Here is a 22,077-nt window from a genome sequence, read left to right on the forward strand (position 1 = left end):
AACAGCCCTGAAAAGTCGTGAGTTGTCACTAGGGGCCGAAAAGCGGGCGAAACGACCGAAACGATGAGAAGCCGGTCAGTTACCGATGTTGGCGCTGAGGTCCGGAGCCATGACGCGAATCTGCTCGCCCCAGTAGCCCCACTGGTGGGTACCGACGGCCGGGAACGCGTAGGTGACGTTGTTGGCACCGATACTCGCCATGCGGATCTGGAAGGCGCGGCTGTTCGCCAGTGCGATGGCCTCGAGGCCCATGCCGTTGGCGGTGTTGTAGTAGTCGATGAAGCTCTGCGGGCGATCGAGTCCGCCGGGCAGACCGCTACCTGCGAAGACCCAGACACGCGTTCCGTTGTCGCGCAGACGAGGTGCGAAGACGAACGGATCGTTGCGCAGCCACGCCGGATCCCACGGCGGTCCCCACATCGCGTCGATGTTGTAGCGACCGGAGTCCAGCAGCGCCAGACGCATCGCTTCGCGCATGCCCGGGGCGGAGATGTTCAGGTAGCCGGACAGCGAGCCCGCGTAGCTGAACTGGTCGGGGTGGTACGCGGCGAGCGTGAGAGCGGCCGAGCCACCCATGGAGATACCGATGACACCGTTGCGGTTGGGGTTGAAGCCCCAGTTGGCGCGCAGGTTCTCACGCAGATTCTGCGTCAGGAAGGTTTCCCACTTGTACGTGGTCTTCTGCCCGTTGAAGTTGGACGGCGCGTACCAGTCGGAATAGAAGCTCGACTGTCCGCCGACCGGCTCGACAACGTTGATGTTGTACCCGGCCAGTACGGCACCGGCGTCGGTCTCGTGCTCCCAGCCCGAGATGTCCGTCGTGGCGCGCAGACCGTCGAGCAGGTAGACGACGCGGTTGGTGTTACCGTCCGCTGCCCGCCACACCCGGCTCTTGATCGGGCCCATGCTCGAGTCGGTCCAGACGTCGATGGCATTGCCGTCGAAGGCCGCGTTGGCAGTCGCGCCACCGCCCGCTACGGCCAATCCCAGTGGGAGGACCACCGCCATCAGCATGGACGTGGCGGCGCGGCGTCCCCATGACCCCGCTCGCTTGTCCGCCCCACGCTCATTCACGGACCGGCTCTTCCATCTACCCAGCATGCACTCGACCTCTCAGCTGCTTCGTCGTCACATCGGTTACGCAATCAACGCTTGATCTCGCAAGTTCATCATGTCTGTCGATCGGCCGTACAGGTCGTTCGCATACACATCCTTCGCACATATCGCGCGAAGTACGACCTCCGTTACACGATTGAGATAGCTCATCTTGGCGTCGAGATCTATTCGGCGCAACCCGGTGACTCTTTCGTGTCCTGGCATCTAATTATCGGCTTTCAATATCGGAGCCGGAAGATCACATCTCTGTATTTCGTACTTGGGCACTCGGTCGAATCGATATCCGGCGTAGAAGAACGAGCGTTTGAGATTCCGGACGAACAGTTGTTTCGTCAGCGGTGCTCGATACGACGCCATCAATTCCTCGGTATCGGGGCAGGTCAGCGCCACCTGAGCTTCGGTGACCCAGTCCTCGTCCATGTACCAGGGGAGGTACGGATGGACGGCGACGAACCCGAGGTCGGCCACCACCCAATCCGGATAGAGGCGCTTGTCGTGACCGATGCGCCCACCCTCGAGGCGCTCCGTGTGCGATGCCAGCGGATACGCCAGACCCATCTGATCGATGACCCGCACGTCGAGACCGACGTTCATGCTCGTCATTCCCAAGTTCAGGAAATACACGGTGTGACCGAATCCACCGTCGGGGATCGGGAGCGGCGGCGGAACGACGTCCCAGTAGGTGTACTGCGCCGACGGCAGCAGTAATCCGCCGTCGGGAGTGTCGTCGATGGTTCGAACCATTGCCCGCATCCACGGATAGTCGAGGTAGTCCGAGGCCAGGATCGGATGAGCGTGCCCGGTGTTGAGCGAGTAGAAGGCTCTCTCGTCGACGATGCCACTCCGGCCGACGATTGTGCCCTGCGGCATTCCCGTCGTATTCGCGGCCGCCACGGCCCAGACGACGATGCCGCCCCAGACGATGAGGTCGGCGACGAATACCGCCGTCGCCCGGTCCTTGGACCAGCGTTTCGGTAAAGCAACGGGCAATACCGAAATCGGCAACAACAGCGTGAACAATGCCGGTAACAACGTTCGTCCGTGCATGAAATCGCCGCCGACGCGAATGGCGTACACAGCAAGGACGACCCCACTGATCAATGCGAACGCGACGACAGCGGTGGGCGTCCGCAGCGCAGCGAGCCAATCGCGTGGCGACCGTGGCAGAGACAGCCGAATTCGCGATACCGACAGCGCGGCTGCCACCGCGAGAAGTGCGAGCGGCAACCACAGCAAGTACGGCCCCACCAGGTTGGACAGGTACGCGAATCCCTGAGACCACTTGGCTCCGCCGGCATCCTTCGACACCGCGGTATTGGGGTACGGCAGGCCGTAGTACCCCATGCGCCAGATCTGGTAGAGCACCGGCACAGCTCCGGCCACAGCGAACACGAGGAATCTCGACAGCCAGCTCTGCGGAGCCAGGAAGATCATGGCCAGCGCGAACACGGCCACGATGGACAGTTCCGGGCGCACCAGCGGGCCCAGACCGGCGAAGAAGGCCAGGAACAGCAGTTCGACGCCACCGCTGCGGCGCTGACCCCAGCGAACCATCAGCAACCACAGCGTCGCCAGCCAGAAGATGACCAGGCAGGTCTCGAGACCGGACGTTGCGAAGTCGCGGGCGGGCGGAACCGCGATGTAGACCAGGACGCCTGCGGGGAGGAACAGCGTCCGCTTCGCGGTACGCCCACGAAGGGCGAACGTGCCGATCATCGCGATGACGACGGATGCGGTGGACAGCACCAGAGCGATCGTCAGAACCACGTACTCGAGGCGCGCCTCGCTCAGCCAACTGCCCGCGTACACGAGGTAGGTCCAGATGGTGCTGGTGTTGGTCTCGACACGCTCGCCCGCGTTGAACACCGGGCCGTTTCCGGCCAGCAGGTTGCGGACTGTGCGCAGCACGATCAAACCGTCGTCGGCTATCCAGCGGCGCTCCCATGCACCCCAGAGGAACAACGCTCCGGTGACGACGGCTCCGACCCAGAACACGGGCCTGGTGATCGATCCCCGAGCGGAGTCTTCCTCCCGCGTATCTCGCTGGTCAGGCGAGGTAGACAGCGACACCAACCACTCCGATCCACGCTATGGCGAGTAGCTGCAGAACCCTGTCTCCCAACGCGATCTCTTCGGGTTCGCCTGCCTCGCCGCCGTCTACGTCCACTGCGTATCGCAGGATTGCGATGGTAAACGGAATCATCGAAATGGCGAACCAGTTGGAGTCGGTTTCGGCGTCCTGTTGGAAAGCCCACAGGCCGTAACAGATGACGACCGCCGTCGCGGAGAGCGTCCACACGAAGCGCAGGTACGTGGTGGTGTAGTTCTCGAGCGACTTGCGGATCTTGGCCCCGGTGCGTTCGGCCAGTTGCAGCTCGGCGTAGCGCTTTCCTGCTGCCATGAACAGCGATCCGAACGCCATGATCAGCAGGAACCACTGCGAGAGCGGGATCGAGGCAGCGACGCCGCCGGCGATCGCGCGCAGTAGGAAGCCGGAGGAGACGATGCAGATGTCGAGCACGGCCTGGTGCTTGAGGCCGAAGCAGTACGCCAGCTGGACCGCGATGTACACGCCGATGACCAGGGCGAGTTTCCAGTTGGCGATGAACGACAGTCCGATGGCCAGGCCGAGGGACACCACTGCCATCCCGTAGGCGACGTTGACCGGCAGTACACCAGCAGCGATCGGCCGGAAGCGCTTGGTGGGGTGTGCGCGGTCGGCCTCGACGTCGAGCGCATCGTTGACGAGGTAGATGCCCGAGGCGGCGAAGCAGAACACGATGAACGCGAGCGCGACGGACAGCAGCACGTCGCGATCGGTGACCGAGCCTGCCGCCAGCGGCGCAGCCAGGACCAGCACGTTCTTGACCCACTGACGCGGGCGAAGCGCCTTGACGATGCCGTCCGCCAGATTCTTCGGCGGTGCGCCTACGGGTGCGGCATCCTCGCTCATTTGTCTCCTTCGAACTTCACGACGGCCGCAGCCGTCAACGCGCCGAGTGCCGATCCGGCCAGCACATCGGTGGGGTAATGGACTCCGAGCACCAAGCGCGAGAGCAGCATGGGTGGGACGAGGACCGCCGGTAACGGTAGCCCGGTCACCCGGCCGAGGAGAACCGCGGCCGCTGTGGTGGATGTCGCATGCGAGGACGGAAAGCTCAGCTTGCTGGGTGTCGAGACGTTGATACGTACGGCCGGGTCGTGTGGACGCGGCCTGCGCACGATGCGTTTGATGACGATGGACGCGGCATGCGATCCGACGGCACCGACGGCAACCGATGCCCATTGGCGCCGACGCGGCGCGTCCAATGCAGCACCGATGCCGGCGATCGCAACCCAGCCGAGGGCATGCTCGCCGAAGTGCGACATTCCGCGTGCGACGGTGATCGCACCGGGGGCGCTGCCGACCGTGGCCTGCACCTTCTCGAGAATGCGCACTTCTGTCGGCACCTCGGTCTGGCCTTTACGCCTGGTAACGAAAGACACGTTCCCACGTTTCCTTACTGGTCAGGTGCGGCACGGCATCACGGTATCGAGCTTTGAGTGCGGGGAATTCGGCTGCCAACTGCTTGCGCAGCGACAGTGCTTCCTTGAGCAACGCCGCGGCCTGCGCGCGGTCGCGCTTGCGGTAGACGACGCCCCGGCCGTCGGCAGTGGTGACGGTGACGCCGTCGACCTGGGACAGCAGGAACCAGCGCGCGTCGAGAGTCGGCACGTTGAGCTGCGGACGCTCGTGGTGCTGCTCGTGCGCGGGCTTGACGTTGTGCAGCAAGCCCTTTGCCAGACGGCGCACCTTGGAGATCGGGTTGGTCGGCAGGCCGACCGCGCCCACTTCTTCGCCGGACGCGAGCGGGAGCTCGGTGGAACTCCCGACGACGACGGCGTCGGGGAATTCCTTGCGCAATGCGTGCACCGTCGGCAATGCCGTGGGCAGGATCTCGAGGATGTGCTCGGGACCGGCCAGGAAGTCACGGATCGCGAGGTTCTGGATAGCGACCGTCGAGTACTCGAGGCACAGCAGGTGCTTGACGGTGGCCTTGATCGTGTCGAGCACCAGGCCCTTGCCGTCGCCGGGCATGTGCAGCGACGCGACAACGAGACGGTTACGCAGGTGGAAGTACGCCTGCCAGTCGATGGCGTCGTCCTTGTCGCTCCACGCCATGTGCCAGATCGCGGCACCGGGCAGGGTCACCGTCGGGTAGCCGGCTTCGCGTGCTCGCAAGCCGTATTCGGCGTCGTCCCACTTGATGAACAGCGGCAGTGGCTGCCCGAGTTCCTCCGCGACGACCCGCGGGATCATGCACATCCACCAGCCGTTGTAATCGACGTCGATCCGCCGGTGCAGCAGCTTGCTGGTGCGCAGCGGGTCCTCGGAGAAGTCGTGGTCGTATTCGACGTTCTGCGCGCCGGTCCACATGAAGTTTCCGCGGGCGATCACTTCACCCATGACGTGCAGGTGACTGCGCGCCTGCAGGTTGAGCATCTGGCCGCCGACGAGCGTGGGGACCTTGGCGAATCGCGACATCGCGAGCGCCCGCAGAATCGAGTCGGGCTCGATCTCGATGTCGTCGTCCATGAACAGAATGTGTTGGCAGGCAGTGTTGTTCAGTGCCTCGTACATGATGCGGCTGTAGCCACCGGACCCGCCGAGGTTGGCTTGGTCGTGGATGGCGAGTCGCCCGCCGAGGGCTGCTGCGGCCTCGTCGAACCCGGGCTCGTCCTTGGCCTTGCGGGTGCCCTGATCCGGCATGATGACGGCCTGGATCACGTCGAGAACCAATGGATCCGAGCCAAGGGCCACAAGGGCTTTGACGGCGTCGGTCGGGCGGTTGAACGTAGGGATGCCGACGGCGACGGTGGCCTCACCGGGAGCATCGATCGGCGCATACCAGCCGGCGCTCTCGAGAACCACCTCGGAATCGGAGGTGATGTCGAACCAGATCCAGCCGCCGTCCTCGAACGGACCGAGGTCGATCAGAAACTCTTGCGCTGCATCGCCGTCCACAGCTTCGCGGCCCTCGACGTGGATGCGCGACGCGTCGGCCTTGGACCGGTAGACGTCGATTCGGCAGTGCCCGGAGACCTCGACACGCAGCACCACGGACTTCAGGATGCTGTAGCGCCGCCAGTAGCTGGCCGGGAAAGCATTGAAGTAGGTACAGAACGACACCTCGGACTCGGAGCCGATCGTGACCGAGGTCCGCGAGAGCGAGTGTGCGCGTTTGGCGTTGGTGAGCGCTTCTTCGAGGTACAGCGTGCGCACGTCGAGCGGCTCGCCGGAGCGGGGCAGCAACACTCGCTGCAGCAGCGATCTGCCGAGCACCGGGGCCACGTCGGCGACACCGTCGGCGAGGAGATGTTTGGCGGTCACTTGTCGCCTGCCAGGGGTGCGCCGGTCTCGAAATGCGGGGCCAGAGTGTTGTCGTACATGTTCAGTGCGCTGGCGATGGCCATGTGCATGTCCAGGTACTGGTACGTCCCGAGGCGTCCACCGAAGAGCACGCCGCTGGAGGCTGCTTCGGCCTTGGCGCGATCGCGGTATGCCTCGAGCTTGCTCCGGTCGTCGGGAGTGTTGATCGGGTAGTACGGCTCGTCGCCACTCTTCGCGAAGCGGGAGAACTCGCGCATGATGACCGTCTTGTCGGTCGGGTACTCGCGCTCGGGATGGAAGTGACGGAACTCGTGAATACGAATGAACGGCACGTCGCCGTCGTTGTAGTTCATCACCGGCGTGCCCTGGAAGTCACCGGTCGGCAGCACTTCGGTCTCGAAGTCAATTGTGCGCCAACCCAATTTGCCCTCGGAGTAGTCGAAGTAGCGATCCAGCGGACCGGTGTAGACGATCGGGGCGTTCGGGCTCTCGGCCACGATCTGCTCCCGCACGTCGAACCAGTCCGTGTTCAACCGGACCTCGATCTTCTCGTCGGCGGCCATCTTCTCGAGCCACGCGGTGTAGCCGTCGACCGGCAGTCCCTCGTAGGTGTCGTTGAAGTAGCGGTTGTCGAACGTGTAGCGCACCGGCAACCGGGTGATGTTGCCCGCGGGCAGATTCTTCGGATCGGTCTGCCACTGCTTGGCGGTGTAATCCTTGATGAACGCCTCGTACAGCGGACGTCCGATCAGCGAGATCGCCTTCTCCTCGAAGTTCTGCGCGTCCTTCGAGTCGAACTCGTTGGACTGATCTTCGATGAGAGCCCGCGCCTCGGCCGGCGAGAAGTACTTGCCGAAGAACTGCGAGATCAGGCCGAGGCCCATCGGGAATTGATACGACTGGCCCTTGTGCAGCGCGAAGACGCGGTGCTGGTAGCTGGTGAAGTCGGTGAACTGGTTGACGTACTCCCAGACCCGCTTGTTCGAGGTGTGGAACAGGTGCGCGCCGTACTTGTGGATCTCGATACCCGTCTCGGGCTCGGCCTCGGAGTACGCGTTGCCGCCCAGGTGGTGCCGTCGATCGAGCACCAGAACACGCTTGCCCAGCTGGGATGCCGCCCGTTCGGCCACGGTCAGTCCGAAGAACCCGGATCCGACGACGATCAAGTCGTATCGGCCGGTCGCGGAGGCGTCGGAAGAGGTGGTCTCGGAGCTCACAGCAGTCACGGGCAACCAGGGTATCCGACGATCGTGACCGCTCTACCCCACCAGGCGTCGGGCGACCGGTCGGGTGTCACATGGCCGGGCGTCGGAGCAGGTAGGTGTCCATCACCCATCCGTGCGCCGCTTTGACCTCGTCGCGGGCGCGGCGGATGTCTGCCAGCACGTCGTCGAGTGGCCCCGCCACCAGCTTCTCGTCGACCGTGCCGAGGTTGGCTCCCCAATGAATGCCCCACCCCGCGCCGGTCAGCGCGCTGCAGGCCAAGTTGCCGTCGAGCATGACCACCAGGTTGTCCAGTCCGGCAGCGACGTCGCCCGCCAGGTTCCTGCCGGTGGTGATGACGATCGGTCCGCCGATGCGGTTGAGCACGAGCCGGTGACTCGCAGCCAGCATCGACACACTGGAGATGCCCGGTGTGACATCGAACTCGATGCCGTCGCGCAGCCCAGCCAACCGCTCGACGACGCGGATCGTGCTGTCGTAGAGCGCCGGGTCGCCCCAGACGAGGAACCCGACGACGGTGTCCTGCGTGAGACCGTCGAGCACATCGGCGTAGGCACGGGCGCGAGCATCGTGCCAGTCGAGGACGGCGGTCTCGTACTGCCGGGGCGAGCGGTCGCGCGGCGGGTCGGGTACCTCGATCACCCGGTAGCTGCCACCGTGGTGGCGCTCGAGGATGTGCTGCCTGGCTGCTGCGAGATCGCCGACGGACGCGCCCTTGTCTGCCACGATGAACACGTCCACGGCGCGCAATTTCTCGACCGCCTGGACGGTCACCTGGTCCGGATGTCCGCCGCCGATACCGATCAGATGAATCTTCACGAGCGGTCCCGGCAGGCGTCGTACAGATGCGATTCGGCGACGACGCGTCGAGCCAGGGCGGGTCCCACCAGGATGACTGCGGCCTGACGCAGGCCCGCGGCCTCGACCTGATCGGCGATATCACCCAGGGTGCCGCGCAGAATCAGCTCGTCCGGCTTGCTGGCGTGGAAGACGACCACGGCGGGGCAGTCCGGCCCGTAGAACTCGGTGAGTTCGTCGGCGATGAGCCGGGTGCGGGTGATCGCCAGGTGCAACGCGAGCGTCGCGCGAGTGGCGGCGAAGTTGGCCAGCGCCTCGGTGTCCGGCATCGCCGTCGAGCGGGCCTGCGCGCGAGTGAGGACCACCGATTGCGTCACCTCGGGGACCGTCAGCTCGACGCCCAGTGACGCGGCAGCAGCGGCGTAGGCCGGCACGCCGGGGGTGACGTCCCACGGAACGCCTGCGGAGTCGAGTCGAGCGGACATCTCCGCCAGAGCGGAGTAGAGGGACGGGTCCCCCGAACACAGGCGCGCGACGTCCTCCCCACGCTCGTGGGCGGCGACCAGCTCTTCCGTGATGGCATCCAGGTCGAGTTTCGCGGTGTCGACCAGCCGGGTGCCTGCGGAGCAATGTTCGAGGATGGCGTCGTCGATGTAGGTACCGGCGTAGACGCAGACCGGGCTGGACCGTAGAAACTCGACGGCCCGCAGCGTGAGTAGGTCCGCCGCCCCGGGTCCGGCTCCGATGAAGTGCACAGTCACAGCTGGAAAGCGTAGGTGACGCGTCCGACGCGCCGCGCCACTGGAACTTCCCGGCTGTGGCTAACCGTCAAGCTAAGGTTTAGCCTTGTGTCTGATGAGACTCATGTTGCTGATGTGATTCATGTTGTTCAGCAATCGAAATCCTACGACGCGTACCTACCAACAACCAGGGAGTACCGCCTTGCCGAACCGTCGAACGAAGCCGTCGATCGTTCTCGGTGCTGTCGCACTACTCGCCGTCGCGACCCCCTTTGCGGTCGCAGGGCTGACAGACAGCACGACCACCGGAGTTCGACCGGCCAACGAGACAACCCCGGTCACCGTGCCGACGAAGATCGTCGAGACCGCACTGAGCGCAGCACCGGACATCGTGATTCCGCTGCAGGAGCTCACCGGCCTGCCGCTGCCCGATCTGCGGCTCTCCGATCTGAAGTACCTGCCGCTGCCGGATTCCATCGTGATCCCGCCGATCCAGATCCCCGACATTCCGGGCCTGACCACGCCCGCGCCCGGCGGTGCCACCGCACAGGCACCGATTCCCAGGGTGGACGCATCGGCACCGATCAACCCTGAGGCCGCAGACCCCACCGGGCCGCCGCTCGGAGCGGCAGTCAAGGAAATCTCGCAGGACACCCCGTTCAGCATGGTGGCGTTGACCTCCGAGCAGCTGAACGGTGCGTCTGCGCAGGTTCGCCGTCAGCTCGAGGACGGGTCCTGGGGACCGTGGCTGCAGACCGCGCCGGTGGACAGCACTGCCGACGACTCCGTTCCCGCTGCGGGAAAGCAAGGTACCGAACCGATCTTCGTCGGACTGACCAAGGCCGTGCAGGTGCTGCTGACGCCCATGACGAGTAGTGCCGCTCCCGAAAGCTTTGCGGGCGCGCCTGTTCCCGAGGTACCGGTCGTCGAATTGCCCGCTACTGACGCGCCGGCCGACGCTCCCGCTGCAGCTACGCCCGCTCCCGCCGCCGCGGAACAGCCCCTCGGCTACACCCCGGCGTCGTCGAGCAAGCCGCTGCGCCAGCAGGATCCGGCTCCCGTGGACCCCGCGGCACCGATAGAGCCCGCTGCGCCCGAAGCCGCTCCGGAGGTGTCGGCTGAGCAGTTGGCGTCGGCAGTGAGCGACATCAGCGCCGTGCTCATCACCCCCGGCACGTCCCCGGCCGATTCCGCACTCAGCGACCTCGCCACTCCGGTGGCAGGCGATGCAGGCCCCAACGTCATCACCCGTGCCCAGTGGGGTGCCGACGAGTCGATCCGTTGTGCCACACCGACAATCGACGACTTCATCGGCGGTGCCACCGTGCACCACACCGCGGGCAGCAACGACTACTCCAAGTCCGAATCGGCCGAAATCGTCCGCGCCATCTACGCGTACCACGCGCAGACGCTCGGCTGGTGCGACATCGGCTACAACGCCCTCGTCGACAAGTACGGTCAGATCTTCGAGGGCCGCGCCGGCGGCCTGGACAAGCCGGTTCAGGGTGCCCATGCGGGCGGGTTCAACGAGAACACCGTGGGTGTCGCCATGATGGGCGATTACTCCACCGAGGATCCCTCGCAGGAGACCGTCGATTCGGTCGGCAAGTTCCTCGGCTGGCGACTCGGCAAGGCCGGGCTCGACCCGAAGGGAACCACGACGATGACCTCCGAGGGAACGGATTTCACGTTCATCGGCAAGGGCAAGACCGTCGACCTGCCGGTGATCTTCGGGCACCGCGACGTCGGCAACACCGAATGCCCCGGTGACGCCGGGTACGCCCGGCTCGGCGAGATCCGCGACATCGCGGCAGCCAACCTCGGCGGCGGGGCTTCCACACCGGCGTCACCCGACACGACCGACACTGCTCCCGACACCGCGGTGACCGACCCGGCTCCGTCACGCCCGGGCACCGACGTCAGTTCGACTCTGGGCGAGAACATCCCGGCGCTGGTCGCCGAGTTGCAGCGTCTCGCATCGACCAGTCCTGTTGCACAGAAGTGGTTGGCTTCGGGCGGGGAGACCGGCTCACTCGGTGTGCCGGTGAGCGGCCTGGTGCAGGTGAGCGGCGGCCGTGAGAAGGCGCAGTTCCAGAACGGCGAGATCATCACCAACATGGCCGGTCAGGCTGTGGCCGTCATCGGCAAGATCTTCCAGCAGTACCTGCAGCAGGGTGGCGTCGACGGCGTCCTCGGCCTACCGATCACCGACGAGTTCAAGGTGCCGGAGGGCTTCCGGACGGACTTCGAGAACGGCTCGCTGATCTTCAACGAGCTCACCGGAATCGTCACCACGGTGATCAAGACCTACAACGACACGTACAACGCGGAAATGCAGAACCCCGCTGCGGCACCGGTGGAACCGGCACCCGCGCCGGAGCCTGCACCCGCGGGCTGACATTCCCGCGACAGGGCCGAGTCACTGTGTTGACTCGGCCCTTTCGCGTTGGGGTGGGTAGCGTGAAGTGATGTCTACGCGGACGCGCTTCGTGTTGTTGTCCTCCATCCCCCAGCTGGTGTGGCTCGTGCTCGTCGCCGTAGCCGTCATCGGTAGCTGGACGGCCCAGAACGGCGGCCAGTGGGCAGGATCTCTACTGCTGAAGTTCGCGACATTCCTGTTCGCGTACTTCTTCTCGGTACCGTCGTCGACGACGTTCGGTGTTCCGTACGTTCCGATCAGCGCGATGCTGCTCGTGGTGTGTGCGGTATCGGCCGTGCGAATCGAAAACTGGACCGCCGGTTTCGACACGGACGCCTTCTCGTTCGAGGCGGTGCTCACCGTCTGTGCCGTCGCGGCTACGGTTGCGAGTCGCCAACTTGCCGTGCGTGATTCGATGACTGTCCAGTTGCACTTTCCGGTCGCCGACGGGCGGTGGGAGGTAGCCGCAGGCGAGGGCAGACTGTTCAATCATCACTGGGAGGCGCCGTTGCAGCGCGCGGCACTCGATATCGTCGCGGTGGATCGTCGTGGTTCCTCGCATCGCGGGGTTCTGGCCGGATGCGACGAGGACTACTACGCCTTCGGTTCACCCGTGCACTCCCCCGTCGACGCCGAAGTGATCCGATGCGGCGACGGCCTGAACGACGGCGAGCTCAACCCGGCAAAACCGGCGGGAAATCACGTGGTGTTGGGAGCCGGGTCGGAGGAGATCCTGATCGCGCATCTGAAGAAGGGCAGCGTCGCTGTCACCGCGGGGCAGCGCGTGAGGGCCGGCCAACTGCTGGGAGTCGTCGGAAATTCGGGCAACTCCACCGAGCCGCACCTGCACATTCACGCCCAACGTGACGGACGGGCGGTGCGCATCGTCTTCGACGACGTCCGCGGCCGGATGTGGCCGGGTCGACGCGTCATCCGCCCCTGATCCGGCGGCGACGCGTCACCACCAGCGTTCGAGAACCTGCGCCACTCCGTCTTCTGCGTTGGTGACGGTCACTTCGTTGGCGGCCGCGACGGCAGCGGGATGCGCGTTACCCATCGCAACGCCGAGTCCGACCATCGACAGCATCGGCACATCGTTCGGCATGTCACCGAACGCGACGATGTCCGATACGTCGACCGACAGCGTCTCGGCCACCTTGGCCAGGCCCGACGCCTTGGTGATCCCCGGGGCCGACAGCTCGATGAGTCCGTTGTCGGTGGAGAACGTCAGGTCGGCGCGGCCGGAGATCAGCGGCGAAAGAATGTCGGCCATGTGGCCGCTGGTGGATCCCGAGAGCCGGATCAGCAGTTTCACCGCGGGGACGTCGACGACGTCGTCCTCGGTCATCTCGACGTTGTCGGGATTGAGCCACGCGTGCTCGTAGCCGGGCGAACTGACGAACTGCGGTGTGGCCGAGTCGTGTGCGGTCTGCCCCACTCGCTCGGCGGCCAGACCGCAACCGGGCAACGCGCGGTAGGCGACGTCGGCCAACCACTGCAACGTCTCGACCGACAACGTCTCGGCGCTCAGGACACGATCGGTGGCCGCGTCGTAGATCACCGCACCGTTGGCGCACACGGACATCGGTGCGTATCCCAACTGGTCGACGACGGGTTGAATCCACCGCGGTGGCCTGCCGGTGGACAGTACGAAGGGGACGCCGTCGGCCACCACGGCCGAGACGGCACGCTTTGTGCGTTCGGTGACGCGTTCATGCTGGTCGAGCAAGGTGCCGTCGACGTCGCTGGCAACGAGTCGGGGGGCGAGGCGGGTGGTGTTCGGCGCGTTGGTCATCGTGACGTCATTCTGCCCTAGTGTCGAAGAGAACTGTTTTCGACATGCACGTCTTCGATGTGGAAGGAACGGTAGATGACATCTGTGAACCGCCAGATCCGATTGGCTCAGCGCCCGGTGGGACGCCCCGACGACTCGACGTGGGATCTCACCGAGGAGCCGATTCCCACCCCGGGCGACGGCGAGTTCGTCGTCACCGTCGACTACGTCTCTCTCGACCCGGCTATGCGCGGCTGGCTCAACGACGCGCGCTCGTATGTGCCGCCCGTCGGCATCGGCGAGGTGATGCGCGCGCATGCAGTGGGACGGGTGCTGGAATCGAACAACCCCGGTTTCGCTGTGGGAGAGATCGTTTCGGGATCCTTCGGCGTCACCGAGCATGCTCTGTCGGACGGCACGGGAGTGCAGAAGGTCGACGAATCCGTCGCACCGGCACCCACGTGGCTCGGAGCCCTCGGCTTCCCCGGACTGACGGCGTACTTCGGCCTGATGGACGTCGGCAAGCTCACCGAGGGTGACACCGTGGTGATCTCCGGAGCCGCCGGGGCCGTCGGCAGCATCGCGGGCCAGATCGCGAAAGCCAAGGGAGCCACAGTGATCGGCATAGCCGGTGGACCGGAGAAGTGCGCGTGGCTCACCGAAGAACTGGGCTTCGACGCGGCGATCGACTACAAGAACGAGTCGGTGTACAAGGGCCTGAAGGCCGCCGCACCGAAGGGAATCGACGTGTATTTCGACAACGTCGGCGGTGAGATTCTGGACGCGGCCCTGTCGCGTCTACGCAAGGGCGCGCGAGTGGTGTTGTGCGGAGCCATCTCCGGTTACAACGCCACCGATCCGCAGCCCGGGCCTGCGCACTACCTGTCCCTGCTGATCAATCGCGCGTCGATGACGGGCTTCATCATCTTCGATTACCTCGATCGGTACCAGGAGGGTATCGATGCCCTGTCCGAGCTTCTCAGCAGCGGCAAGATGACCGCACGGGAGCAGATCGAGATCGGCGGCGTCGCCGCCTTCGGATCGACACTGAACCTGTTGTTCGACGGTGCCAACACCGGCAAACTGGTTCTCGAGGTCGGCGAACGCCCCCACGACTCGGAATTATGACGGCCGCTCGTTCGTTGGACCCCATGTATCGACCGATAGAGCACAAGGAGTAAAGATGTCTGCAGCCACCGAAACCGCCATCCTCGCCGGAGGGTGCTTCTGGGGAGCCGAGGAGCTCGTCCGCAAGCTTCCCGGAGTGGTCTCCACCCGCGTCGGGTACACCGGCGGCGAGGTTCCCAACGCCACCTACCGCAACCACGGCAACCATGCCGAGGGCCTCGAAGTCGTCTACGACCCCACCCAGACGTCCTACCGCGATCTGCTGGAGTTCTTCTTCCAGATCCACGATCCGTCCACCAAGAACCGTCAGGGCAACGACATCGGTGCCAGCTACCGGTCCGCGATCTTCTATCTGAACGACGAGCAGAAGCGCGTCGCCGAGGACACGATCGCCGACGTCGACGCCTCGGGGCTGTGGCCGGGCAAGGTCGTCACCGAGGTGACCCCGGCAGGAGACTTCTGGGAGGCCGAGCCCGAGCACCAGGACTACCTGCAGAAGTACCCCGAGGGATACACCTGCCACTGGGTACGTCCGGACTGGAAGCTGCCGCGTCGGGCAACCGCCTAGAGCGGCTTCGCCGCAGGTGAGCGGAACTTCGACCCCTACTACGAAGTTCCGTTCACATAGCTCGGCCGTGTAGATCAGACATATCGAGCACAAATCTGTACCGAACGTCGTTGGCGGCCAACCGATCGAAAGCGTCGTTCACCTGAGCGGACGGCATCGTCTCCACCTCGGCGACGATGCCGTGTTCGCCGCAGAAATCCAGTAAGTCCTGGGTGTACTTTCGGCCGCCACTGCCCGCCGACGCCAGACTCTTCCGGCCGATCAGTAGGTCCATGAAGTCGACGGTCGTGGAGCCGAGATAGCCCACGGTGCACAGCGTTCCGTCGAGTGCGAGGCAGCGTAGGTACGGCGCGAGATCGTGCTCGGCCGGAATACAGTCGATGATCAGATCCAGCGTGCCCATGCGCGATTCCATATCGTCCTCATCGGTCGAGACGACCACGTTATGAGCACCCAGCTCCTTCGCATCGGCGGCTTTGCCTGCGCTGGTGGTGAATACGGTGACCTCCGCCCCGAGTGCGCGGCCCAGCTTGACCGCCAGATGGCCGAGCCCGCCGATTCCGGCCACCCCCAACCTCACGCCGGGGCCGACGTTCCAGCGACGCAACGGCTCCCACACGGTGATGCCTGCACACATCAGGGGTGCCACCGCCGCTGGGTCGAGGTTGTCCGGGCGGTGGTAGACGAACCGATCGCGAACCACGTACTCATTGGAATACGCACCGCGAGTGATGGATCCGTCGTGCCGGTCGCGCCCACCGTAGGTCAGCGTCGGGAACTCTCGACAGAAATTCTCCTGACCCACCGTGCACATATCGCACCGCCCGCACGAGTCGACGATGTTCCCGACGGCCACCGCATCGCCGACGGCGAAGTCCGTGACCCCGGAGCCGATCTCGGTCACCTCCCCGACGAACTCGTGCCCGGGCACAACCGGAAAGTCACCTGGATTCCGCGTCGAGTGCAGATCGGTGTGGCACACCCCGCAATAGGTCACCCGCACGGCAACATCATCGTCTCGTAGGTCCCGCCGGTCGAATGTCCACCGCTCGAGTGGCGCTGTCTCGTCGACAGCTCGGTACCCGGTACCTGTTCGCATGTTCGTATCCCTTCGTAAAGTAACCAACTGGTTGGAAACAGTAGCGTCCGGCGAGATGGTTTTCAACCAACCAGTTGGAAATGTATGGTTCTCGAATGGGAAATTCGGCTGCTACCCGCGCTCGGCTGCTGGCCGCCGCCACCGAGGAATTCGCGACGCACGGCATCGCCGGAGCACGGGTAGACCGAATCGCGGCGACGGCCGCGTCGAACAAATCGTTGATCTACAGCTACTTCGGCAACAAGGACACCCTGTTCGACGTCGCATTCGATACGCGAGTCGACACCGATATCGAGAACATCGCCTTCACTCCCGAGGACCTGCCCGGGTACGCGGTGAAGCTCTACGACATGTACCTCGGTGACCCCACGCTGGTACGCCTGCTGACGTGGGCCCGGCTGGAGCGAACCCCGAGCGGTCCGCTGTTCGACCGCAGACCCGGACACGACGACGAGAAATTCGCGATGATCGCCGACGCCCAACGAGACGGACTGCTGGTGGACGACGTGGACGCCGCGGATGTCTGGTCGATGCTGATTGCGTTGGCCGGCACGTGGGCTCAGGCGGCGATCATTTACACCGCCGACAGCAACGAGCCCGTCGCCGACCACGACCGACGACGGGCTGCCCTTGCCGCCACCGTCCGACGGGCGTTCTGTCGATCACCGGGTGGGTGAAGCATCGGTCGAACTGGCGCGCACCGGGGAGCCGAACTTGCGACACTGATCCGGTGACCTCCGAAAGAACCCCTCGGTCGATGGCCGACGTGCTTCGTTCACCGCGTTTCTGGCTCGCGCCGATAATCGTCGTCTCGGCATTGATGTCGTTCCTCGCGGCCCTGTATCTGGGTGGCGTTCTCGACCCGCGGGGCAACTTGCACGACCTGCCCATCGCGATCGTCAACCAGGACGAGGGCGACACCCTCGCAGGCGAGCAACGCAACATCGGCAGCGACATCGTCGACGGGTTGCTGCAGAACGTCGACTCCGAGAAAGTCGCATTCCGCGAGGTCGGCCCGGCGCAGGCCGAATCCTTGCTGTCCACCGCCGAGGTCTACGGCTCCATCGTCATCCCCAGTGATTTCACCAAGAGAATGGGAATCCTGGCGCAGGCGAGTGTGATTCCCGGCGATGTCGAGAAGCCGATCATCACGGTGTACACCAATCCGCGGGCGGGCAGTTTCGGGATGTCGCTCGTGACCGGAGTGGCCACTCCTGCATTCGAATCGGTGAACCAGACCGTGGGCGAACAGATCACCGATCAGGTTCGCCAGCAACTCGGTGACACTCCCCTGGCGGGCGCGAGCGCTCTCACTCTCGCCCAGCCGATCAATGTGATTGTCGCCCAGCATGATCCACTGCCCGACGGTACCGGCGGTGGCCTGTCTGCGTTCTACTACGCACTACTACTCGTCTTGGCGGGATTCACCGGTGCGACCATTGTCAGCACCCTCGTCGACGGCCTACTGGGGTTCACCCCCACCGAGATCGGCCCGAAGTACATCCACCGCGGACCCACCCAGATCAGCCGGTTCCAGACCCTGCTGGTCAAGTGGCTGGTGATGTTCGTTCTCGCCATGCTCGTGTCCGGCCTGTACTTGCTGATCAGCCATCTGCTGAGCATGCCCATCACCCATGCGTGGACCCTGTGGATGTACGGCGCGTTCGCGATCACCGCCGTCGGATTCACGGCGCTGGCGGTGATGTCCGCATTCGGCACAGCCGGGTTGCTGATCAATCTGATCGTCTTCATCATCCTGGCACTGCCGTCCTCGGGCGGAACGATTCCACTCGAGGCGAGCCCGCCGATTTTCACGTGGCTGGCGCAGTTCGAGCCGATGCACCAGATCTTCCTCGGCACCCGATCGATCCTGTATTTCAACGCCTCGCCTGACGCGGGCCTGCTGCATTCGGTGGGTATGACGTCTCTCGGGCTGCTCATCGGGCTCGTGTTCGGCCTGCTGTTCACCCTTCTCTACGACCGCAAGGGCCTCGACAGAAGCCTCGATTCTCCGGGTGTTATCAGCTGACGCCGGTACACTCGTTCCAATGCTTGCTGTTGATCCGGCCGGAAGCGTGGCACCCAGACGTGCCTTCCACGCTTACCTCGACGTCGCCATCGTCGTGCTCGTACTCGTGGGCACCAACCTCATCGCGCACTTCACCACGGCGTGGGCCAGTATCGCTACGGTTCCTATCGCCGCAGTTCTGTTGGTCGTTCTCTCGAACCGCCGTGGCCTGGGCTGGGCCGAATTGGGCCTGTCACCGAAACAGTGGAAGACGGGTTCGCTGTACGCGCTGGGAGCCGTCGGAATCGTCCTCACGGTCGTCGCGATCGGCGCGTTGCTACCACTGACCCGCCCGTTCTTCATGGCCGATCGGTATGCGACCGTCTCGGCCGCTGTGGTGGCGTCGATGATCGTCATTCCACTGCAGACCGTGATCCCGGAAGAGCTCGCGTTCCGCGGGGTTCTGCACGGAACATTGGGCCGGATCTACGGTGCGCGGGGCGTGTTCGCGGCAGGGTCCCTGCTGTTCGGGCTGTGGCACATCGCGTCCTCCCTGGGCCTGACGGCGGGCAACGTCGGACTCAGCGGGTTCCTCGGCGGCGGGCTGTTCGGACAGATCGTCGGAATCGGGCTGGCCGTCATTGCCACGGCCGCGGCGGGTGTGGTCTTCACGTGGCTCCGCAGCCGAAGCGGCAGCCTGATCGCCCCCATTGCCCTGCACTGGTCGCTCAACGGACTCGGCGCACTGGCCGCCGCTCTCGTGTGGCACGCGTCGACGAGCTGAGACCTATGAAAGACGATCTGCACCAGTACCTGCGCATCGCACGCCAGAACATGGTGTGGAAGCTCGACGGCCTGACCGAATACCAGAAGCGTCGGCCGATGACCCCCACCGGCACCAATCTGTTGGGCATGATCAAGCACCTGGCGATCGTCGAGTACGGCTACTTCGGCCTCACGTTCGGTCGCGAGTTCCCACCTCGTTTCGCGGAACTGGAGGCATCGGCCACGGCCCGGCTCAACGCCGACATGTGGGCCACGGCCGATGAGTCGTCCGAATCCATAGTCGCCTTGTACCGCGAGGCCTGGACGTACGCCGACAAGACCATCGATTCACACGACCTGGACACAGTCGGACGCGTCCTGCACTGGCCGGTGGAAAAGCAAGAAGTCACGTTGCATCGCGTACTGGTGCATATGTGTATCGAAACAAATCGACATGCCGGGCATGCAGACATACTGCGCGAATTGATCGACAACTCCGTTGGACTGCGCCTCGGCAACGAGAACATGGCCGACGGCGACGCAGCGTGGTGGGCGCAGTACCGAGCCGAGCTGGAAACCGTTGCGCGAGAAGCTGATCCAAGCTCTTCCGGCAATATGACGGATTGACACAGCAGTTCGTTCGACTGCGTGGCGGGTCGATACCATGGGCCACCGACAGGTTTGCTTTCCCGAATCCTCATGCAGAGCAATAGTTTTCGATTCGACTATCATTGCCAGTCGAACGCACGTTCGATACACTTGACCCCATGACCACCGCGATCTGGCAACTGAGCGAGGCAGAACTCCTCGCCGACGCCACCGCGGTCTCCCACCAAATCCAACTCCTCGAAGCCCGCCGGATCGCGCTCGTCGCCGAGATCGATACTCGCGTCTCCCGCGAGAAGCTCGGCTTCCCCGGACCTGCTGGGTGGCTCACCTCCACCACCCTGCTCTCCCCGGGCAAAGCCACCAAGATCGTCGCCCTCGCCCGCGGACTGAAGAACTTCCCCGACATCGCCGACGCCGTGAACACCGGCAGCATTTCCGTCGACCATGCCGCCCTGATCCTCGCCTTCGCCGAAACCCCACCGAAGAACCTTCCCCCGGAAGGCCAGGACGTCGCCAGAGCAGCATTGCTGACCGCCGCCACCGGACCCGACGCCCGCACCGGCCCACTGCGTGCGGCGATCACCCGCCTCCACGACACCTACGGCGGGAAGAAGCCGCCCGCCGAGGACACCGACCGCAACGAACTCTTCGCCTCCACCACCCTCAACGGACGTCTGGTGGCGAAGATGGATTTCGATGCGATCACCGGCGAAAAGCTGCTCACCGCACTCTCACCGTTGACCGAACCCCGACCGGCAGCCGACGGCACCCCCGACGAACGCAGCCCCGCGAGGCGAAGAGCCGACGCCTTCGGACACATCCTCGACCGCTACCTCGCCTCGAGTAACCGCCCCACCGAAGGCGGAGAAAAACCGCACGTCAACCTGCACATCACCCTCCGCGACCTCACAAACCTGCGCCGCACCATGAACGCCGACAGCGACAGCAACACCGACTCGAACTACGAGAACGGCAGCACCGCAACCGAATCCGACAACGGCAATGTCGGCGGTGCTACTGTTAGCGACAGCGGCGATGATTGCGCCAGCCACAGCAGCAACGATGATTGTGCCGGTGGCAGCGGCGATGGTTGCGACAGTTCCATCGGCCCGTCAGCGGATCGTGGCGCGTACCGGGATTTGTTCGGCGACGGCACCACCGTCGGATGGCTCCCGTGGATGGGGCCACTGTCCCGTGAGACGTCTCGGCAACTGGCCTGTGACTGCATTCTCACCGCGATCGTCATGGACGAGAACGGCTCCCCCATCAACCTCGCCCGCACCGCCCGCACTGTGAACGCGAAACAGAAACGCGCCCTCACCGCCCGCGACCACGGCTGCGCGTTCCCCGGCTGCGGCAAACCCGCCGCCTGGACCGAAGGCCACCACATCTGGCACTGGACCGACGGTGGACCCACAGACATGAACAACCTCGTCCTACTGTGCGGATTCCACCACCGACTCATCCACCACAGTGACTGGGAAGTGTTCATCGCCGCAGACAACCACCCGTGGTTCGTACCGCCGGCGACCGTCGACCCGTACCGAAAACCCCGACAATCCCACGCCCGAGCCGGCCCCCACATCACATAACCATCGACAACGAAACCAGCCCCGCACCGAGAACACGGTGCGGGGCTGGAAGAGATTGGGCTCAGGAACCCGAGGGAGCTGCCGGCGGAGCGGGCGGCGTCGCACCATCAGCGGGAGCCGGCGGTGCAGGCGGAGTCGCGCCATCAGCGGGAGCCGGCGGAGCGGGCGGCGTCGCACCATCAGCGGGAGCCGGCGGTGCAGGCGGAGTCGCGCCATCAGCGGGAGCCGGCGGAGCGGGCGGAGTCGCACCATCAGCGGGGGCTGCCGGCGGTGCAGGCGGAGTCGCACCATCACCTTCGGCGGGCGGAGCCGGCGGCGTCGCTCCGTCTTCCGGTGCACACACAGCACCACCCGGGCCACCTGCACCCGGTCCACCCTTACCCGGACCGCCCTCAGCCGGTCCGCCCTTGCCCGGGCCTCCTGCGGGCGGTGCCGGTGGCGTTGCACCGTCACCCGCTGCCGGTGGTGTCGGAACCGCGGGAACCGTCGATCCGTCGCCGGAATCGGGAGCTGCAGGAGCCGCCGGTACCTCGGATGCATCCGACCCGCCGCCACCGTCGGTTCGCTGTCCGAGAGCAGACGACGACGCGACCGTGGACACGCCAGGCGAGACGTCGGGTCCGGTGGCTGCGAACACTGCCGCCGTCACCAAAGCCCCGACGGCTAGACCCGCTGCTGCGGTCGCTGCCAACGGCACCCGTCCCTTCCAACGCTTCGGCTTGTTCTCCCGAGCTGTGCCGGCCTCGGCACTCGGGGCTGGCTCGGGGTTCGATGCGGCGGGAATCGGCTGAGTCTGATCGTTCACGTTCACTCCTTGTTCGGACTGTCTCGTTCGTTTCGTTCTGTCACCGACATTGCCGCCCCTA

20 protein-coding genes are annotated in these 22,077 nt (G+C 64.9%); 9 read left to right on the plus strand and 11 right to left on the minus strand.

What is annotated here, in order from left to right:
- Nucleotides 1-75: 75 nt before the first annotated feature.
- The 8 genes from O4220_RS00680 to cobM form a co-directional block, all read right to left on the minus strand.
- On the minus strand, nt 76-1,101 hold the full coding sequence (locus O4220_RS00680; RefSeq protein ID WP_420030294.1) for an alpha/beta hydrolase: 1,026 nt from the start codon (nt 1,099-1,101) through the stop codon (nt 76-78).
- Nucleotides 1,102-1,320: 219 nt separating this feature from the next.
- Nucleotides 1,321-3,186 carry a flagellar motor control protein ZomB gene (zomB, locus tag O4220_RS00685; RefSeq protein WP_269601639.1) on the minus strand — a complete coding sequence of 622 codons (1,866 nt, stop codon included), beginning with the start codon at nt 3,184-3,186 and terminating at the stop codon, nt 1,321-1,323.
- On the minus strand, nt 3,164-4,069 hold the full coding sequence (locus tag O4220_RS00690; RefSeq protein WP_032381079.1) for a decaprenyl-phosphate phosphoribosyltransferase: 906 nt from the start codon (nt 4,067-4,069) through the stop codon (nt 3,164-3,166). Before O4220_RS00690 ends, zomB begins: the two co-directional genes overlap by 23 nt.
- On the minus strand, nt 4,066-4,602 hold the full coding sequence (locus O4220_RS00695; RefSeq protein ID WP_174557191.1) for a phosphatase PAP2 family protein: 537 nt from the start codon (nt 4,600-4,602) through the stop codon (nt 4,066-4,068). The genes O4220_RS00690 and O4220_RS00695 overlap by 4 nt, the downstream gene beginning before the upstream one ends.
- A complete protein-coding gene (locus tag O4220_RS00700) occupies nt 4,580-6,487 on the minus strand; it encodes a glycosyltransferase (RefSeq protein ID WP_269601641.1) in 1,908 nt (635 codons plus the stop codon). Before O4220_RS00700 ends, O4220_RS00695 begins: the two co-directional genes overlap by 23 nt.
- Entirely contained in the window at nt 6,484-7,713 is a 1,230-nt protein-coding gene (gene glf / locus O4220_RS00705; RefSeq protein ID WP_269601642.1) for a UDP-galactopyranose mutase, read from the minus strand. Before glf ends, O4220_RS00700 begins: the two co-directional genes overlap by 4 nt.
- A gap of 67 nt (nt 7,714-7,780) precedes the next feature.
- Nucleotides 7,781-8,530, minus strand: a complete 750-nt coding sequence (gene cobF, locus O4220_RS00710; protein WP_269601644.1) for a precorrin-6A synthase (deacetylating) — start codon at nt 8,528-8,530, stop codon at nt 7,781-7,783.
- Nucleotides 8,527-9,270 (minus strand): precorrin-4 C(11)-methyltransferase, encoded by a 744-nt coding sequence (gene cobM / locus O4220_RS00715; RefSeq protein WP_269601646.1) that lies wholly within the window; start codon nt 9,268-9,270, stop codon nt 8,527-8,529. Before cobM ends, cobF begins: the two co-directional genes overlap by 4 nt.
- Nucleotides 9,271-9,451: 181 nt before the next feature.
- On the opposite strand from cobM, the gene O4220_RS00720 reads away from it, so the two are divergent.
- Entirely contained in the window at nt 9,452-11,647 is a 2,196-nt protein-coding gene (locus O4220_RS00720) for an N-acetylmuramoyl-L-alanine amidase (RefSeq protein WP_269601647.1), read from the plus strand.
- Nucleotides 11,648-11,717: 70 nt separating this feature from the next.
- A complete protein-coding gene (locus O4220_RS00725; protein WP_269601648.1) occupies nt 11,718-12,611 on the plus strand; it encodes a M23 family metallopeptidase in 894 nt (297 codons plus the stop codon).
- Between the two features lie 15 nt (nt 12,612-12,626).
- Here the strand turns inward: O4220_RS00725 and O4220_RS00730 are convergent, their stop codons facing one another.
- Entirely contained in the window at nt 12,627-13,463 is an 837-nt protein-coding gene (locus O4220_RS00730; RefSeq protein ID WP_269601649.1) for an HAD family hydrolase, read from the minus strand.
- Between the two features lie 75 nt (nt 13,464-13,538).
- Here O4220_RS00730 and O4220_RS00735 point away from each other — a divergent pair, with 75 nt between their 5' ends.
- Together O4220_RS00735 and msrA are read left to right on the plus strand one after the other, a co-directional pair.
- Entirely contained in the window at nt 13,539-14,570 is a 1,032-nt protein-coding gene (locus tag O4220_RS00735; protein WP_269601650.1) for an NADP-dependent oxidoreductase, read from the plus strand.
- Between the two features lie 55 nt (nt 14,571-14,625).
- On the plus strand, nt 14,626-15,138 hold the full coding sequence (msrA, locus tag O4220_RS00740; RefSeq protein WP_032381071.1) for a peptide-methionine (S)-S-oxide reductase MsrA: 513 nt from the start codon (nt 14,626-14,628) through the stop codon (nt 15,136-15,138).
- 52 nt (nt 15,139-15,190) lie between these two features.
- Here the strand turns inward: msrA and O4220_RS00745 are convergent, their stop codons facing one another.
- The gene (locus O4220_RS00745; protein ID WP_269601651.1) at nt 15,191-16,237 is read right to left on the minus strand and encodes an NAD(P)-dependent alcohol dehydrogenase; all 1,047 of its coding nucleotides are present in this window, start codon (nt 16,235-16,237) and stop codon (nt 15,191-15,193) included.
- A 95-nt stretch (nt 16,238-16,332) separates the two neighbouring features.
- Between O4220_RS00745 and O4220_RS00750 the strand changes: the two genes are divergently transcribed.
- The 5 genes from O4220_RS00750 to O4220_RS00770 all read left to right on the plus strand — a co-directional run bounded on the left by O4220_RS00750 (nt 16,333) and on the right by O4220_RS00770 (nt 21,211).
- Nucleotides 16,333-16,914 (plus strand): TetR family transcriptional regulator, encoded by a 582-nt coding sequence (locus tag O4220_RS00750; protein ID WP_269601652.1) that lies wholly within the window; start codon nt 16,333-16,335, stop codon nt 16,912-16,914.
- Nucleotides 16,915-16,967: 53 nt separating this feature from the next.
- The gene (locus O4220_RS00755) at nt 16,968-18,266 is read left to right on the plus strand and encodes a YhgE/Pip domain-containing protein (protein ID WP_420030295.1); all 1,299 of its coding nucleotides are present in this window, start codon (nt 16,968-16,970) and stop codon (nt 18,264-18,266) included.
- A gap of 19 nt (nt 18,267-18,285) precedes the next feature.
- Nucleotides 18,286-19,029: a CPBP family intramembrane glutamic endopeptidase gene (locus tag O4220_RS00760; RefSeq protein ID WP_269601653.1), complete on the plus strand. Its 744-nt coding sequence runs from the start codon at nt 18,286-18,288 to the stop codon at nt 19,027-19,029.
- 5 nt (nt 19,030-19,034) lie between these two features.
- Nucleotides 19,035-19,637, plus strand: a complete 603-nt coding sequence (locus tag O4220_RS00765; RefSeq protein WP_269601654.1) for a DinB family protein — start codon at nt 19,035-19,037, stop codon at nt 19,635-19,637.
- Nucleotides 19,638-19,777: 140 nt separating this feature from the next.
- Nucleotides 19,778-21,211, plus strand: coding sequence for an HNH endonuclease signature motif containing protein (locus O4220_RS00770; RefSeq protein WP_269601655.1), 1,434 nt, complete (start codon nt 19,778-19,780; stop codon nt 21,209-21,211).
- A 61-nt stretch (nt 21,212-21,272) separates the two neighbouring features.
- On the opposite strand, the gene O4220_RS00775 is transcribed toward O4220_RS00770, so the two are convergent.
- Nucleotides 21,273-22,016, minus strand: coding sequence for a hypothetical protein (locus O4220_RS00775; RefSeq protein ID WP_269601656.1), 744 nt, complete (start codon nt 22,014-22,016; stop codon nt 21,273-21,275).
- Between the last annotated feature and the right edge of the window lie 61 nt (nt 22,017-22,077).

The organism is Rhodococcus ruber, from assembly GCF_027270735.1.
Classification (GTDB): domain Bacteria; phylum Actinomycetota; class Actinomycetes; order Mycobacteriales; family Mycobacteriaceae; genus Rhodococcoides; species Rhodococcoides rubrum_A.